The organism is Paenibacillus sp. FSL F4-0100, from assembly GCF_037993005.1.
In the GTDB taxonomy this organism is placed as follows: Bacteria; Bacillota; Bacilli; order Paenibacillales; family Paenibacillaceae; genus Paenibacillus_AQ.
The window spans coordinates 6,495,690-6,510,298 of record NZ_CP150303.1 but is presented as its reverse complement, the minus strand read 5'-3'; the positions used below and the strand labels follow the sequence as shown (position 1 = coordinate 6,510,298).

The 14,609-nt window shown below is 52.7% G+C and carries 19 protein-coding genes; 17 read left to right on the top strand and 2 right to left on the bottom strand.

Annotation, left to right across the window (positions count from 1 at the left end):
• The first annotated feature begins 247 nt into the window (after nucleotides 1–247).
• The 3 genes from MHH48_RS29595 (at nucleotide 248) to MHH48_RS29585 (ending at nucleotide 2,480) form a co-directional block, all read left to right on the top strand.
• The gene (locus MHH48_RS29595; RefSeq protein WP_076324782.1) at nucleotides 248–844 is read left to right on the top strand and encodes a LysE family transporter; all 597 of its coding nucleotides are present in this window, start codon (nucleotides 248–250) and stop codon (nucleotides 842–844) included.
• Nucleotides 845–850: 6 nt separating this feature from the next.
• Nucleotides 851–1,630, top strand: coding sequence for an AraC family transcriptional regulator (locus MHH48_RS29590; protein WP_076324781.1), 780 nt, complete (start codon nucleotides 851–853; stop codon nucleotides 1,628–1,630).
• A gap of 100 nt (nucleotides 1,631–1,730) precedes the next feature.
• Nucleotides 1,731–2,480 (top strand): hypothetical protein, encoded by a 750-nt coding sequence (locus tag MHH48_RS29585; RefSeq protein WP_256720733.1) that lies wholly within the window; start codon nucleotides 1,731–1,733, stop codon nucleotides 2,478–2,480.
• Between the two features lie 193 nt (nucleotides 2,481–2,673).
• On the opposite strand, the gene MHH48_RS29580 is transcribed toward MHH48_RS29585, so the two are convergent.
• Both MHH48_RS29580 and MHH48_RS29575 read right to left on the bottom strand, forming a co-directional pair.
• A complete protein-coding gene (locus tag MHH48_RS29580; protein WP_076324780.1) occupies nucleotides 2,674–3,099 on the bottom strand; it encodes an ImmA/IrrE family metallo-endopeptidase in 426 nt (141 codons plus the stop codon).
• A 70-nt stretch (nucleotides 3,100–3,169) separates the two neighbouring features.
• The gene (locus MHH48_RS29575; protein WP_076324779.1) at nucleotides 3,170–3,589 is read right to left on the bottom strand and encodes a transcriptional regulator; all 420 of its coding nucleotides are present in this window, start codon (nucleotides 3,587–3,589) and stop codon (nucleotides 3,170–3,172) included.
• A gap of 297 nt (nucleotides 3,590–3,886) precedes the next feature.
• Between MHH48_RS29575 and MHH48_RS29570 the strand changes: the two genes are divergently transcribed.
• The 14 genes from MHH48_RS29570 (at nucleotide 3,887) to MHH48_RS29505 (ending at nucleotide 14,608) form a co-directional block, all read left to right on the top strand.
• Nucleotides 3,887–4,363: an ArpU family phage packaging/lysis transcriptional regulator gene (locus MHH48_RS29570; protein ID WP_076324778.1), complete on the top strand. Its 477-nt coding sequence runs from the start codon at nucleotides 3,887–3,889 to the stop codon at nucleotides 4,361–4,363.
• A gap of 456 nt (nucleotides 4,364–4,819) precedes the next feature.
• On the top strand, nucleotides 4,820–5,659 hold the full coding sequence (locus tag MHH48_RS29565) for a hypothetical protein (protein WP_076324777.1): 840 nt from the start codon (nucleotides 4,820–4,822) through the stop codon (nucleotides 5,657–5,659).
• A 10-nt stretch (nucleotides 5,660–5,669) separates the two neighbouring features.
• On the top strand, nucleotides 5,670–5,879 hold the full coding sequence (locus MHH48_RS29560; protein WP_076324776.1) for a hypothetical protein: 210 nt from the start codon (nucleotides 5,670–5,672) through the stop codon (nucleotides 5,877–5,879).
• A 2-nt stretch (nucleotides 5,880–5,881) separates the two neighbouring features.
• On the top strand, nucleotides 5,882–7,348 hold the full coding sequence (locus MHH48_RS29555; RefSeq protein ID WP_076324775.1) for a phage tail sheath family protein: 1,467 nt from the start codon (nucleotides 5,882–5,884) through the stop codon (nucleotides 7,346–7,348).
• Nucleotides 7,349–7,441: 93 nt separating this feature from the next.
• The gene (locus MHH48_RS29550; protein ID WP_076324774.1) at nucleotides 7,442–7,849 is read left to right on the top strand and encodes a phage tail tube protein; all 408 of its coding nucleotides are present in this window, start codon (nucleotides 7,442–7,444) and stop codon (nucleotides 7,847–7,849) included.
• 145 nt (nucleotides 7,850–7,994) lie between these two features.
• A complete protein-coding gene (locus MHH48_RS29545) occupies nucleotides 7,995–8,429 on the top strand; it encodes a hypothetical protein (protein ID WP_076324773.1) in 435 nt (144 codons plus the stop codon).
• A 23-nt stretch (nucleotides 8,430–8,452) separates the two neighbouring features.
• A complete protein-coding gene (locus tag MHH48_RS29540) occupies nucleotides 8,453–8,587 on the top strand; it encodes a hypothetical protein (RefSeq protein WP_015737373.1) in 135 nt (44 codons plus the stop codon).
• Between the two features lie 17 nt (nucleotides 8,588–8,604).
• A complete protein-coding gene (locus MHH48_RS29535; protein ID WP_076324772.1) occupies nucleotides 8,605–10,377 on the top strand; it encodes a hypothetical protein in 1,773 nt (590 codons plus the stop codon).
• A 66-nt stretch (nucleotides 10,378–10,443) separates the two neighbouring features.
• Nucleotides 10,444–11,088, top strand: coding sequence for a LysM peptidoglycan-binding domain-containing protein (locus MHH48_RS29530; RefSeq protein ID WP_076324771.1), 645 nt, complete (start codon nucleotides 10,444–10,446; stop codon nucleotides 11,086–11,088).
• A complete protein-coding gene (locus MHH48_RS29525; protein WP_076324770.1) occupies nucleotides 11,085–12,062 on the top strand; it encodes a phage portal protein in 978 nt (325 codons plus the stop codon). Before MHH48_RS29530 ends, MHH48_RS29525 begins: the two co-directional genes overlap by 4 nt.
• Entirely contained in the window at nucleotides 12,055–12,444 is a 390-nt protein-coding gene (locus MHH48_RS29520) for a hypothetical protein (protein WP_076324769.1), read from the top strand. The genes MHH48_RS29525 and MHH48_RS29520 overlap by 8 nt, the downstream gene beginning before the upstream one ends.
• Nucleotides 12,437–12,895, top strand: a complete 459-nt coding sequence (locus MHH48_RS29515; RefSeq protein ID WP_076324768.1) for a DUF2634 domain-containing protein — start codon at nucleotides 12,437–12,439, stop codon at nucleotides 12,893–12,895. The genes MHH48_RS29520 and MHH48_RS29515 overlap by 8 nt, the downstream gene beginning before the upstream one ends.
• Nucleotides 12,895–14,049 carry a baseplate J/gp47 family protein gene (locus MHH48_RS29510; RefSeq protein ID WP_076324767.1) on the top strand — a complete coding sequence of 385 codons (1,155 nt, stop codon included), beginning with the start codon at nucleotides 12,895–12,897 and terminating at the stop codon, nucleotides 14,047–14,049. The genes MHH48_RS29515 and MHH48_RS29510 overlap by 1 nt, the downstream gene beginning before the upstream one ends.
• Complete coding sequence (locus MHH48_RS29505) at nucleotides 14,042–14,608, top strand: YmfQ family protein (protein ID WP_076324766.1); 567 nt, start codon at nucleotides 14,042–14,044, stop codon at nucleotides 14,606–14,608. The genes MHH48_RS29510 and MHH48_RS29505 overlap by 8 nt, the downstream gene beginning before the upstream one ends.
• Nucleotide 14,609: the final 1 nt, after the last annotated feature.

The following is a 14,609-nucleotide window of genomic DNA, read 5'->3' as shown; positions in this document are numbered from 1 at the left end:
AAAGAAAGACAGTATTCTCGATCCTGCTAATCATCGCGGGGTCGTTCTGCTGAATCTATCCGGCAGCGCACATGCGCAGGAACAACCAAAGACGCACCAGTCCGGTCACTAAGGGCGATAGAATGAACCGGAATCTGCGGAAGAGCCGTACTCGTGCGGCTCTTTTCTGCTGCAATAATGTACTATGCCCTGCTTCGCTTCCGGCTCTATAATGGCAAAGGAAATTCCTTTGTTAGGAGCTATCATCATGAACCTATCTTCGTTTTTTATTTACTGTTTTATCGTGGCTTTCTCGCCGGGACCGTCCAATATCGTTATTCTATCCTCGGTCCAGAACTCCGGCATGAAGAAGACCTTGCGCTACATTGCCGGAGCCTCCATCGCTTTTTTCTTATTAATCGCCGCTTCTGTGGTATTAGGCCAGCTGCTGTCTACCGGCATGCCGATCATTCTGCCGATCCTGCGGATCGTCGGCTGTCTGTTCATGCTGTATCTCACGTATCAAGTATATACCATGGACGTATCCCGGTCCGGCACTAATCAAACGGCGTCTTTCACGTCCGGCTTTCTGATGCAGTTTCTCAATCCGAAGGTGGTATTGTTCACGCTGACGGTCATTCCCAGCTACGTCATGCCGTATTATACGGCAGGCCCTGTCATCTCGGTGTTTGTTGTCGCGGTATCGTTAATCGGGCTATCCGCGTATATGACCTGGGCCGTGTGCGGTAGCCTTTTTCAAGGAATTATGCAAAAATATCGGAGAACGACCAACACAATCCTGGCTTTGTTTCTGCTGTACTCGGCAATCGTCGTATCCGGCATACCGGAGCTCATAAAGGGGTGATGGAAGATGGAGCAGTTTATTTATAAAAAAGCGGTGGGCATTACGGCGCTGTCCGCGAGCCTGACGGATTTTAAATATAAAAAGCATTATCACGAGGAGTATGCCCTCGGCGTCACGCTGCGCGGCATTCAGAAGTACTCGCTGGACGGCAGTCAGCAGGCTTCTTACCAAAGCGGGGTTATGCTGTTCCATCCGGAGCAGAAACATGATGGCTGGTCCCAGGAACGAACGGGCATCGATTATGTGATGATATACATTCATCCAGAGCTATTCCTGGAATTGATTCAGAAAAAGGATATCGTCCGGTTCCAATCCCCGATTGTCTATCATGCCGGGCTGCGGAAGAGCATTCTGGATGTGACGAGGTCCATCTTCACCGGTGAGCCGGAGGCTAGAAGCAGCGAGCTGCTTCTGGGTTTGGCGGGGCATTTTAATGAGGATATTCTGAATCCTGATAGCCGGAAGGACAGTATGTTTACGCGGAGGGCGAAAAATATGATGCAGGATCATCTGGAGCATGTTCTCCGTTTGGACGAATTAAGCGGGGAGTTCGGGATGTCGAAATATCAGTTCATCCGTACCTTTAAAGCGAATACGGGTCTGTCTCCGTATCAGTATTATCTGAATTGCAAAGTGGAGCACGCCAAGCAGTTGATCGAGGACAGCCGGGATGTATATCAGGCCGTTACCCAGTGCGGCTTCACGGATCTTGCCCATTTGAATCGACATTTCAAGAATGTGTACGGCACGACGGCGTTTGATTATATGTCCCATCTGGATAAGTAAAAGCGGGCTGCAGGGCAGATATACCATGCGGATTTTGATATATGGCCTAGGGATGTTAATCTGTATTTGGATTATTTGATATTACTCAGGCGTTAGCCGGATGGAAGGAATCGTTCGAATGGAATATATCTATGAATCAGCCCAGCGCAGCTACGAGGATTTTGCCAGCGGCCGGGTTCTGTATAATGCGCAGGGAACAACTTCGTTTCCTGTCAGACTAGCCAGCGAGATTGCCCAGCGGTGCTTTCATCTATTGGAGAAAAAAGGGGTACAAGGGCCGTATACCTTGTTCGATCCCTGCTGCGGCGGGGCGTATCTGTTAACGGTGGTTGGGCTGCTGCACGGGCAGCGCATTCAGCGCGTCATCGGCTCTGACATTAACGCGGAGGTGCTTGGAATAGCCGGGAAGAACCTGTCGCTGCTCCGTGAAGAGGGGCTGGAACAACGCACGGAACAATTGAAAGAATTGTTAGCGTTGTATCATAAGCCGTCCCACCAGGATGCGCTGCAAAGCGCTGGCCGATTGAAGGAGCTGCTTAGGTCGTCCTGTGTGGAAGAGACGGTTTGTTTTCAAGCTGATATAACTCAATCGGAGGAGAGTCTGGCATCCTGCGAGGGAATCCATATCGTCATGACCGATCTCCCTTATGGTGACCTGGTTAGCTGGGGTGGCGGAAGCGAGGTGCCGGTGGAGGATTTCTTTAACGGCATTCATTCCATCCTGGATCCTGCTCGTTCCGTGGTTGCGGTCATATCCGATAAAGGGCAAAAATTAAAGCATGACCGGTTTCAACGGATTCAGCATGTGAAGGTGGGCAAACGACAGATAGCCATCTTTGAACCGCTTTGAACGGAGGATAGGGGACCGAACAATAGAACAGCCGTCTGCCCCTGCTGCTAACCTCTTGGATGAACTCTTCTCTAAAAGAGGATTGCATAGAAACCCGCTTTTGACGTCATGTCAAGAGCGGGTTGTTTTTTTGCTCGTAGGAGGGAGCTAGCCATCTGGAATCCTTTACTACAAATCAGGAACGTATGTTCGTTTAAAATCTAAAAAAATATAGCATTTCTTGTGGAATGCCAGCTCGTAGATAGAACTCGTGTAAGGACTCACCCGGTCCGGGAGCCAGACCCGCCGTCAATAGGGCAATGGCAAAGCGGTTCGCTTGCCGCTCCAGTTTGCCGGGACTGAAATAGGAATGCTCCTCCAGAAAAAAGCGGCTGATTCCCTTATGGAGACGGTCATGCCCGAGCTCATGCGCACATACGAAGCGCTGCCATGGCGGTGGCAGCTGATTGTGGATGACGATGAATCTCCGCCTTAGCTTACGGAAATACAGCCCTTTGGTCGTTTGGCCTAAATCGGCAAATCGAATATGTATGCCCAAGGAAGTCGCAATTTCAAAAGGGCAGTTGGTATGATGTTTTTTGATCAGCTGGCGGATTAAGGGTTGTAAATGATCATCCATGCCGGTTCACCTGCAATATTGGTTTTGGTTGAATCGTTGTAATCGGTATGTAGCTCCTTATCATATAGAATTATTTCTTGCGTTTGTTCATCTGCTTGGCTTCCCAGAACAGTCCGGTCAAGACATCCTTGATGCGCTGCTTGTCCTCCTCGTTTAGAGGGACGCCGTCAAACATGAGCTCACCGTCATCCTCAAGCATTTTCTTGAAATCCCGTTTATCCCTGGAGGTTGCCCAAGCGGGAGCCGAGATGTCTTCATGCTTGGCAGCATCCTGCTGCAGATAACCTGCCTTATTCATCAGCTCTTCATAGGGAACTTCGAGTGCGTCTGCCATTTTGCGAAGCGTTTGCGGCTTGGGGATGCCCCGCAGCCCATTCTCGATCCGGGAGATTTGCGATCCACTGATGTCAGCGGCCTGGGCAAGCTGATTGATGCTCCAGCCTTTATTCTCCCTCATCTCTTTCAAGTATGATCCAAATATGTGATCCACGTTCCGGCCACTCCTCACCATAGTCCATCTAAAACATCTACATATAGTATAAACACATCCCTGTCCTTTGCCAACAGGTAAAATAAAAGAGAGAATTATTGCCAAAAGGCAAGGATATGAAAGGTATGATCCATATTCTCCTGAATAGTTCGCCCATTTGAAGGTTTACGCCGGTCTCCAAATAGTGGTATATTAATGAAAAATACGAACAAAATACGAACACTTGAGATGAGATAAACTTCTGCCAAATGGCAAAGCAAACCTCGACAACGACAATCAAAAGGGGAGTGTTTCCTAATGAATCCATTTTTACCGGAATTGGATCGCAGAAAGACCCAAAATGCTGTTGAAGCGATATTCGAGAAATATCGTATCTATAAAACCATTACATTTGAAGTCAGGGAGACGAGCGTGACCGCATCCTACACGGAACGATTTCACGGACCGACCAACATCACCTCGGATCAAACGGCAGCGGTTGCCATATATAATGTAGATATGCCTGCGGCCAGGAAGCAGTATTGCGAGATCATCGAGTCGATCGTGGAACGGCTTGGCGACCGGGAACAAACCCTCATTCGGGAACGGTATATGAAACAAGACGACGTATTTGATTACAAGGTGTACAACCATATCCTCGAACCGCCGGTCAGCAAGGATACGTATACCAAGATCCGCACCCGAGCCTTCTATAAACTGGCACTGGCTTTAGCTGACAGGGGGCTGCTGAAGCTGCAGGAATTGGAGAAAGTTGCAAAGAGCAAAATGAGCTGATAAGCGCCGAGCGTGAATAATCAAAACGAGCCAAAACCGGAGGACCTCAGAATGGAGGCCCTCCGGTTTTTTTCTGTTTCAAGTCGAGGGCGACGTTGCCTGAGATAGAGACCAAGAGGATTTATAAAATACGAACATAAGTTCGTGCTATTTTCCGCCGACATTCCACTTAAAGTTCCGCATTATCCGTCCCATAAGACGTCAGCGCATCCGATTTAGGGGTGTAAGATTGTATTATCGGAAATGAAGTTAAACAGAGCATACCGAACACACACAGTGTATATGTGAGCCGGCCTTGAGAAGGACCGGTTTTTTGCTGCGGTCGAGGCTTCGATTGCTTCATTTTCGATTCACTATATGAATTAGAAAGGAGGGGGCCGTGTTGCGCAAGCATATGACCGTCGTAAGAAGCTGGCTAACCCATAACCGACCGGAAGCCACTCGGCTATCTGCGGAATGAGAGGGGCGATTAAGCAGGCCGCTCTAGATATCGTTCCGGAGCTTAAAGACCAAATATATGACGTACATCCGCCGGATGGGGTAAGCGAGCCTTTTTATGCTGTGATCACGCTCGGCGAGGACGTCTGGAAATCTTCATGGGCAGGGTACCGGCAGGTGGTGCGGTTGAAGCTGTATGCGGATCGTTCCGAATTGCTTCAGTTGGATCGCTTGGTGGAACTTCTAATCCCGGGACTTCATCGCAGGCGGGTTATCGGAGCTGATGGGAAAGCATTCAAGCTGCATTATTTGGGTGTGCCGGAAGCCGACAAGTTCGATTCTGTTTCAGGCAAAATGATCCGGATCATGCGATTCGGCGTCTATATGCCGCAGGCATCCGGGGCCGGTTCCACCGGACAACCCGACGAATGGCTGCATACGCTGACAGCCTGGACAGAAGATGTGCTGGGTGATCCTTGGCGCATCTATCATACGGCATGGCCGGCGGGACGGGAAGATCACGCCGTACTATGGCGGATGACGGGCTGCGAGACCAAGATGGCGGGCGCTTCGATGTTCGAGGTTCGCAAAACCTTTACCGGGCATATTGCCGCTCTTGATTCCGCGGACGAGCAGCTCACGGCTGCAAGGCTGGTGGAGGAGCTTGGCACCCAGGTCCAACTGATGCTGGATTCGCAGAATCGCCGCTATTTATCCGTTGCGGAGATTTCCTCCGATATGCAGGCCGATCCCATTCTGGACGGGCAGCTGAAGCTAACCTTAGCGCAGCGGAAGATGCGTCCACCGGAGGAAGCCGCCTTGATCAGGCGCATTAACGTTCATCCAATTTTAAAGTGAGGTGGTCACAATGGCTGTGAAAAAAACAATCAAGACTGAAGCTCGCAGTATCAACGCTCCGCGATATGCGCTAGATGAACTCGAAACACACGCCAAGGAACTGTTCGAGGTTCGGGCAGAAGTACTGGCAGGTGCAATGTATGGGACAGACGGAGAGCTGTTCACGGTAACCGAAGTCAAAGAAAGAATCCAACAATTTATGAAAGCGAAGGTGGTCTAATCATGGCAGGTGGAACATGGGAAAGCACAAATAAACCGGTACTTCCGGGTTTGTATATGAATTTCAAGGCGGCGGCCGCGTCGGCTATTCAGGGCGGATCCCGCGGCACGGTCGTCGTGCCCGTTAAAGCCAATTGGGGCCCGGTGCGCGAGTTCGTAGAGATCGGCAGCGAGTTGGCGATTTCCGAAATGTATTCTGCGGACAGCCAGGATGGGGCTACGGCTTATGAAACGCTCTATCTGGCCTTGCTTGGCGGTCCGAAGAAGCTGCTGGCTTATCGCCTGGCAGATAGCACGGCGGCAGCGGCTAGCGTAACGCTGCAAAATGCGGAAGCCACGCCTTCCGACGTGCTGAAGCTGCAGGCGAAATATCCGGGCAGTCGAGGCAACGGCTTCTCCGTAACCGTGCAGCCGTCGCTGATCGACCCGGCAGCACGGGAGCTTCGCCTCTATGAAGATGCCAAGCTGCTTGGCACTTATACAAGCTTGGACGGGACAGCAGCGTCGATTGCGGCGCAGATCAATGAAGACGATGAGAACCTCTGGGTAACCGCTACCGCACTGGAGGCGGCCGGCGTTCCTGCTGATGTGAACGGAGCTGTGCTGTCCGGAGGCAAAAGCGGCAACGGCGGCCTGACGAATGCAGATTATATCGAGATGCAGGATGCGGTCGAAGGCCAGGAATTCAACGTATTTGCGCTGGATTATGCTGCGGATATGGCTCTGCTGCAGAGCTTTGCGGCCTGGGTGAAGCGTCTTCGTCAAGAAGGACGCGGCGTGATGGCCGTATTCGGCGGCAGCGCTGCGGACGATACCTCCAAGGATGCAGCCAAACTGGCGGCAGCCCGCTCGCTTGCATTGAACCATGAAGGGATTATCAATGTAGGTACGGGCGTGCGTCTGTCCGGCGTGAACTATAGTTCTGCCCAGACGGCTGCTTATGTAGCTGGGCTTATTGCCGGTCAACGCTTGAACCAATCCGCTACATACGCGGTAACGCCATTCGAAGATGTGACCCGCCGCTGGACGCGCTCCGAGCAGGAGCAGGCTGTACGCAATGGCGTGTTCGTCCTATTCTACGACGGACGTCAGGTGAAGGTGCTGCGCGGTATCAACACGTTGGTGAATCCGGCGGAAGGCCAAAACAATGCCTGGAAAAAAATCCGTTCCATCCGCGTGATGGATGCGATTCATGCGGATTTGCAGCTGGCCGCGGAACAGACCTACATCGGCAAGGTGAACAACACGGAGGAAGGCCGTCTGGCGCTGATCGGCGCCGTGAAGGAATACCTCGCTTCGTTGTCGCTGAGCAATGTCATCGAGCCAGACGGCTACGACGTCATTCTCGATCCGGCGTACTATGGCGATTCTGCTGTGAACACGCCGGAGCCGGATCAGGTCTTCCTGCAGTGGAACGTGAAGCTGACCGATGTAATGGAGCAATTGTTCGGTACTTTTTACGTGCAATAACGAGTACGTCGATCAGCGTATTTAAGATGAGACGGACTGCCCGGAGAGGGCTTTTTTAAGAATAAACTTAAAGAAATCGAGGAGGAACTTAACATGTTGGATGCTTCAAGAGTCATTATGGGGACATACGGCCAGGCGTATATTGACGGGGTATGGCAGACGCACATCAACAAGCTGGAAGCCAGCGTGGAATTGGAGAAGCGCGAGCTGAAGCTGGTCGGCAACGACTGGACGGTGCACAAAAACGGCAGCAAAAAAGGAACCGGCACGATGAGCGGTTACAAGGTCACTTCCGATATGATATCCCGCGGATTCACCAAATTCGATATCATCTCCAAGCTGGATGATCCCGAGTCCTACGGTCATGAGCGTGTTCGCCTGATCCGCTGCATGCCGGACAAAATCCAGCTGGCTAACTGGACAGCCGGTGAAGAAGTGCAGGAAGAAACCTCATTTACCTTCGAGGGGTACGAGCTGTTGGATCCGATTCGGGGGGATTAAGAGGTTTAGAGGTTTCTGCTTAAGCGGTGCTTGAGTACGTCAAAAAGCGGGGGTTCGCCCGGGATGGTGTACCTCATACGGGCGAGCATCGCCCGCTGCAATAGGAAATGGAATCTATTATTTAATGAGCAAAGGAGATATACGCATGAGCTTGCATGAGAACATGAGCGAAGAGCAAATTTTGGACAGTCTGTTTGAGGCAGCCGAGAAGCTGCCGGAGGAAACGGTTCGCATTAAGCGCTTGGATATGAAGATGGTGCTGCAGGGTTTGACTTCGAGCAAGGTGGACAGCATCCGCGAGCGCTGCACCGTTCGCCGTACGGTAAAGGGTGCGGTGGATGAGAAGGTGGATACGGAGACGTTTAATGCATTGCTGATTTCCGAGGCCACGAGCAGTCTGTCGGTGAAGGGTTTGACGCTTAGCGGCTGGGGCGATCCGCGGATTACAAGCCGCTTGAAGCTGTCGGGCGGAGAGCAGGCGGTTCGCCGCATGCTGCTGGCCGGAGAGCTGGATGCCGTAGGCGATAAAGTGCTGGAGCTGTCCGGCTTCGGAGTCGAGATTGCTGACCTAAAAAACTGATTGGCTCCGGGGGAATGACGACGATGCTGTATCATCTGTGGGTCCGGCATCACCTTCGTCCCGGAGATTTTTGGCGGCTCCCGCGAGGCGAGCGCCTGCTGCTGCTCGCTTTCTCCCAGGAGGAGATCGAGGGCATGGCTGGTCAGAGTTTGAAGTGAACAGGAGGTGAAATGAAATGGCTGAAGCCATGAACTACCGCATGAATCTGGTCATCGATCCGAAAAACGTGATCAAGGCCAACCGTGAGCTGCGGGCGATGGAGCGTTATTTTGAGCGGATCCAGGGACGCGTCATGCGAATCGGGCGTACCCGCATGGCGCCTGAAATCGTGCTGAAGGACAGCGCCTCGAAGGGGCTGGACAACCTGCTCGCCAAAATGCAGCGGGTGAAATCGCAAGTGATCCAGGCCTCGGCAAATGTGAAGCTGAATGTGCAGAAGCAGGTTGATACGAATCTGAATGTAAGCGTGCAGAAGCAGATCGAGGCGAGTGTTCAGGTGGATTTGCGGGCGGCAGGTCTTGATTTTTCTCCGTTGATACAGGCGCTGGAGACGAATACCGGAGCGTTGAATCAGCTTACGAGTACGATTGGATCGCTTGAATTTGGAGGTGGCGGTGGTGGAGAAAAATCTGGATGGGATACTGCTCTAAATATTATTGGGACTGTAACCGCGATTGGTTCCACTATGAAAAATGGGGGCCAACTATATGGTAAAGGAAGCAAGATGCGCGAAGCATGGAGTAAAAATAAACCAGCTCCTACACCAGCCCCTAGGACGGCACCTAGGCCCAATGGGGTCAGAAGGGGGGGCGGCCGTGGATCCAATTCCAGTCAAAACCAGGCTGCCACGACCCCGAATAGCCAAGGAGAAAAGCCACTAACCAAATGGGGTAAGCGTTTTAAGAAGGCAGAAACATTGGGAGACGTTATCGAAACCTCGGGCAATATGGGAACTAGTGCAATGAAATCAATCAAGGGTGTTATGGATATTACCAAGGGTATATTTGGCGGGGGAGCTTCTAGCGGCATCGTTTCCGGAGGTGCGGCAAGCGCTGCCAAGACCGCTGCAGGGTCAGATGCAATAAAACAGGCAGCTGACGGTAGCCCTGGAGCAAGTGCAGTAAAAAATGCAGGCAAAAAGGGTCTAGGCTCCGGCTTGATGAAGGGCCTTGGTAAACGTGCCCTCGGTCCATTGAGTTTTATAGCCGATGCGACCGCAATCGCCTCTGCCGAACCCGGAAAAGAACGTAATCAAGCCATAGGTTCTGCCGTTGGTGGAGGTATAGGAAGCACGATAGGAGGGATCATCGGGTCCGTGATCCCGGTTGCAGGTACGATGATCGGCTCAACGCTCGGCGGCACCGTAGGAAGCTATATTGGTGAGAAAGTGGGCGGCGCCTTTACCGGTATTGGTGAGAAGTTCAAAGAAGGTAAGGAGACGGTATCCAAGTGGTTTTCCAAGGCTTTTTCCTTCGGGAAAAAAGACAAGGAAGCTGCTCAACCGAAGGATGTTCCAACGGCACCAACTTCCAGTGCGGCTGCCCTTCCGGCCCCCATCATTCCGAAACCAGCGCCGGCTGATTTCAGCAAGCCGCTGCTGCCGAATCCATCTATGTATGGTTCATATGTGCCACCTAGCTATACAAGCATGAGTACATTTGGTCCACCTGCGAGCGCAGCTCAAAATCAAGCGGTTTCCGGGAAGACGATGTCGCCTCAGCTCGTTCAGATCAGTCCGGAGCAGATGAGTTCGATATCCGGTCTGCTGACGGACTTCAAAACGGAGACATCCGTGAACTACAATCTACCTCCAGGCGCGGTGCAGGTTACGGTGCATGAGGAACACCCGATCGATGTGGAAGGATTGATCCTTCAGATCGGACAACGGCTGAGAGCCGAATTCAGCAAAGCGGCGCAGAACCGGAAGCCGACTCCAATGGCCTATTGAAGATGATGGTTAACAGCAGACATGGAGTCGGTCCGAAGGCATCCATACAGAAAGGAGGGGGCCAAGGTGGAGTTTATGTTGAAGAATGGAAAAGGCATGACGTTCCTATTCCCGGTTAATCCCGAAGAGGTGAGCATTTCACGCCAAAAAGGCCTGGAAACGGCTACGATTCTCAACTACGGGGAGTTTGATTTTCCTCAAGGCAATCGGATTAAAGAGATATCGTTCTCTTCATTTTTCCCACAAGAGTATGATGCAGCTTATTGCAAAGGACAGAAGAAGGATCATATTAAACCGCAAACCGCGATGAATAAACTTAACGAGTTTCTGGCATATAAAACGCCGTTGCAATTCGTCATTACCAAGACGGCGGTGAATGTGCCGGTGTACATCGCCTCCCATCAGTCCACGTTCCGTGGCGGGGAGGTCGGGGATGTGTATTTTGACATCACGCTCCGGACATGGAGCGAAATGAAGGTGGCCAAAACGGCTGGCGGCAGCGGGGCATCTGGAACGAATAAAAAGCCCCGGGCGGACATGAAGGAACAGAACAAGACGTACACCGTGAAGGCAGGGGATTCGCTTTCCAAAATCGCCAAGCTGGAGCTCGGGGACAGCTCGAAATGGAACCAGATCTACAAGCTGAATCAGAAGATGATCGGTAAAGATCCGAACGCCATCAAGCCTGGCCAGAAGCTGGTGCTGTCATGAGTTATAAGGTGATTTTGCAGGATCAATACGATCTGTCTCCCTTGGTGGAAGCTATCAATTTACGAGATTCGCTTGAACAAGTCGCTTACCAGGGAACCGTCAATCTGGTCGTAACGCCGGATATGCCACCGATCTCGCCGGGGATGGCGATCCGGATCAGTGGAATTCCTTACGGTAAGAAGGACTATGTCCCCCTGCTGCACCCGGCTGTCGTGTGGGAGGTGGAAACCTCCAATAACGGGGTGAAGCGGATGACCCTCACGCTATACGATCGGACGGTATATCTAGACAAATCGGAGGATGAATATCTGTTCCCGGCGAAGCAGACCGCTACCCAGCGTTTCAAAAAGTACGCGGCGGACTGGAACCTGAAAATTGCGGTTTTGCCGGATACCGAGAAGCAACTGGGGCGTTCCGTTTACCGGACGCAGTCGATTTATGCCAGCATGTTCGCTGATCTGCGAGAGACGGCTAAAGCCGGCGGCAAGCTGTATCATCCACGGATGATCTCCTCAGGGCTTGAGCTGTACGAGTTGGGAACGAACAAAGAAGTCTACATCCTGGAGGCCATCACGGATACTACGCAATCGCGGACGTTGGAGGGCGCTGCGACCAAGGTCAAAGTGTTGGCGACAGCCGCAAGCGAGACCGGGAAAGAGGTTCCTTCCAAGGTGATGGCCATTGAGGAGAAGGATATCGCAAAATATGGCCAACTCCAGGCTATTATCCAGGATGATGAAGTGAAATCGCCTGCGGCTGCCCGCCAGCTGGCCCGAAGCAAACTGAGAGGGATCCGGGAGACGATCTCCCTGAATGCACCTGATGTCAATACGATCCGCGCCGGAGATGCGGTCATGCTGGGCTCGATGAAACTGCTCGTAATTTCCGTCAGCCGGGAGCTGGGCAGTCCCGGAAGCATGATGCTTGAGCTGGGGAGTTATGATGATGTAAAAAGGAGGTTTTACCTTGAATAAAGACCCCTATGGACAATTGGCGTCCTCCTTATATGCCTCAATGAATAAGCAAACCCGTCAAGCCATGGGCGGCGTAGGGGCCGTGCTCGGCACGATTACCTCGACGGGACTCAAGCTGGATGATTTCAAGCATGAGCTGCAGGACTATATGGTGGCGGAACTGCCAGGAATGCTGTCCTTGCCTCGTTATACTGCAAAGGGCATCGTGACTTTGGGGGGCCAGCAGCAGGATATGACGTTTGATGCTGAAGAGAACGAAGTTGAAGATACCCTTTTTGAATTGGGAAAAGGCCTGAAACCGGGAGACCGCGTGCTCGCCGTTAGGGTCAACAGCGGTAACGACGTGGTGGTCGTGTGCAAGGTGGTGAGCAGTGGTGGCTAATTTATTCCCGGAAGGCGATGACATGATCTGGACGGATGCGACCGATCCGGAGGTACTGGAAGGAGACGGGGCTGTTTTTGGACGGAGCTGGCGGTATGATTTTGAAGCCGGCGAGTTCGTGATGTCCCCGACCCGGAAGATTCCGGTTGCGGACGAGAAGGAAGCCTGGGTCATCTGGTGCGAAAAAGCGATTCGCACGCCGCGCTACCGCCATTTGATCTATACGCGCGATTATGGCAGCGAGCTGGAGGAACTAGTCGGCAAAGGCTATGACCGATCTCTGCAAGAGAGCGAAATTCAGCGCATGGTGACCGAGACGTTGCTGGCGGATGCGCGGACGGAGAGTGTGGATCAGTTCCTTTTTGAATGGAAAGGAGAAGCTTGCCGTTTCAGCTGCCGCATTACGAGCGTTCGGGATGAGACGGAAATTATAGAAAGCGTGGTGATCTGATGGCAGATTTGCCGTTGTATTTGTTGGATCAGACGGAAGAGAACATTATGAACCGCATGTTGAACAAAGTGCCTTCGGACATCGACAAGTCGGAGGGCTCTTTTATTTGGGATGCGCAGGCGCCGGTCGCTTTTATGCTGTCTGAAGCAGCCTTGTGGGCACAGGAGCTGCTGCGTCGAGGCTTTGCGAGCACCGTGGCAAGCGATCGTCCAGATATTCGGTCCGCTGAACTCGATCTGAGGACGGCAGAGCATGGGATTACTAGGCGGGAAGCGGTCGCTTCGTCCGGCAGCGTTCTGTTTACGGGGAAGCCGGGGACAACCGTGCCTGCCGGAACCTATGTCGCTACGCCAGCCGATGAGGGCTCCGGGGAATCCTCGGTGGAGTATGTGACCACATCAGGCGTTACGCTGAGTGACTTGGGTACAGGGACGGCGCCGATCCGAGCTGTCACGCCGGGCAGCATAGGCAATGTTCCCGCAGGCGTCATTCAGCTCATGATGACGTCGGTCAGCGGTGTAACATCGGTTACGAACCCGGAGCCCACGCGGAGCGGGACGGATACCGAAAGCGATCAGTCGCTCCTGGAGCGCTTTTACGCCAAAGTCCGAAGTCAGGGAACAAGCGGCAACAAAGCGCAGTACATGCAGTGGGCCAATGAGATTGCCGGTGTTGGCGGCGTCGAAGTGGCGCCATTGTGGAAAGGACCCGGTACCGTCGGGCTGTATCTCATAGATACGGACAAGCGTGCGGCAAGCCAGGATATCGTGGATGCCGTTCAGCAGTATATTGACCCGTCCCAGGATGGACAGGGCGAAGGCGTTGCCCCGGCCGGTCCGGTTATCACCGTGATGCCTGCGGCGGAAGTGGCGATTGATATCTCCGTCAAAGTGCAGCGTACGCAGGAGCAGCCTTCGACGATGGAAGAAATCCGGAAGCTGATCGAGGACGGCGTTCGCACGTATTTACAGCAGATTGCTTTTAATAGGAAAGATCCGTTGGTAAGATACACTCGTATTGCCGCCGTACTGTTGGACATTCCGATTATCGTCGACTACTCGGATTTGACGATTAACGGCCACACCGAGCAGCAAAATATCGAAATTGGCTCCGGTCAGGTAGCGGTGCTGGGGACGGTGAGCGTAAGTGAATAATGTCCGAATGAACAGCTTGCGGGGGCGTGAGCTGTTTTCTTATCTTCCGGCCTATTACGAGACCTCCCGCGTTATGCAATCCGACATGGATGCTAAGGGAAGCGAGTTGGACGCGCTCTACCAAGCGCTGAATTCTGCCGCAGACCAGTTCTTCGTCCGTACTGCCACTTGGGGCCTGGAGCGCTGGGAGATGGAGCTTGGCATTCCCACCGATCGAAACAAGCCGATCGAGCAGCGGCGGGCGGTGCTGGAGTCCAAGTTGCGCGGAGCGGGTACCTTCTCGGGAGCCCTTGTGAAAAATGTGGCGGAGGCTTACGATGGCGGGAAGGTCGAGGTATCTTTTCAGCCCGAGGAATGGGGCTTCACGGTTAAATTCGTGGATACGCTCGGCATCCCGCCGAATCTGGAGGATTTGAAGTCTGCGATCGAGGAGATCAAGCCGGCGCATCTGGCGGTGGCGTATGCGTTCAACTACTTGCTCATACGCGATATTCATGACGTGATGACCCTGTTTGACATGGGCCAAACGCCATTAAACAAATTTGCAGGAGGTGTTTGAG

Coding starts and splice junctions, on each gene's coding strand:
- MHH48_RS29595 (WP_076324782.1), top strand. CDS start 248: ATGAACCTATCTTCGTTTTTTATTTACTGTTTTATCGTGGCTTTCTCG.
- MHH48_RS29590 (WP_076324781.1), top strand. CDS start 851: ATGGAGCAGTTTATTTATAAAAAAGCGGTGGGCATTACGGCGCTGTCC.
- MHH48_RS29585 (WP_256720733.1), top strand. CDS start 1,731: ATGGAAGGAATCGTTCGAATGGAATATATCTATGAATCAGCCCAGCGC.
- MHH48_RS29580 (WP_076324780.1), bottom strand. CDS start 3,099: ATGGATGATCATTTACAACCCTTAATCCGCCAGCTGATCAAAAAACAT.
- MHH48_RS29570 (WP_076324778.1), top strand. CDS start 3,887: ATGAATCCATTTTTACCGGAATTGGATCGCAGAAAGACCCAAAATGCT.
- MHH48_RS29565 (WP_076324777.1), top strand. CDS start 4,820: ATGAGAGGGGCGATTAAGCAGGCCGCTCTAGATATCGTTCCGGAGCTT.
- MHH48_RS29560 (WP_076324776.1), top strand. CDS start 5,670: ATGGCTGTGAAAAAAACAATCAAGACTGAAGCTCGCAGTATCAACGCT.
- MHH48_RS29555 (WP_076324775.1), top strand. CDS start 5,882: ATGGCAGGTGGAACATGGGAAAGCACAAATAAACCGGTACTTCCGGGT.
- MHH48_RS29550 (WP_076324774.1), top strand. CDS start 7,442: ATGTTGGATGCTTCAAGAGTCATTATGGGGACATACGGCCAGGCGTAT.
- MHH48_RS29545 (WP_076324773.1), top strand. CDS start 7,995: ATGAGCTTGCATGAGAACATGAGCGAAGAGCAAATTTTGGACAGTCTG.
- MHH48_RS29540 (WP_015737373.1), top strand. CDS start 8,453: ATGCTGTATCATCTGTGGGTCCGGCATCACCTTCGTCCCGGAGATTTT.
- MHH48_RS29535 (WP_076324772.1), top strand. CDS start 8,605: ATGGCTGAAGCCATGAACTACCGCATGAATCTGGTCATCGATCCGAAA.
- MHH48_RS29525 (WP_076324770.1), top strand. CDS start 11,085: ATGAGTTATAAGGTGATTTTGCAGGATCAATACGATCTGTCTCCCTTG.
- MHH48_RS29510 (WP_076324767.1), top strand. CDS start 12,895: ATGGCAGATTTGCCGTTGTATTTGTTGGATCAGACGGAAGAGAACATT.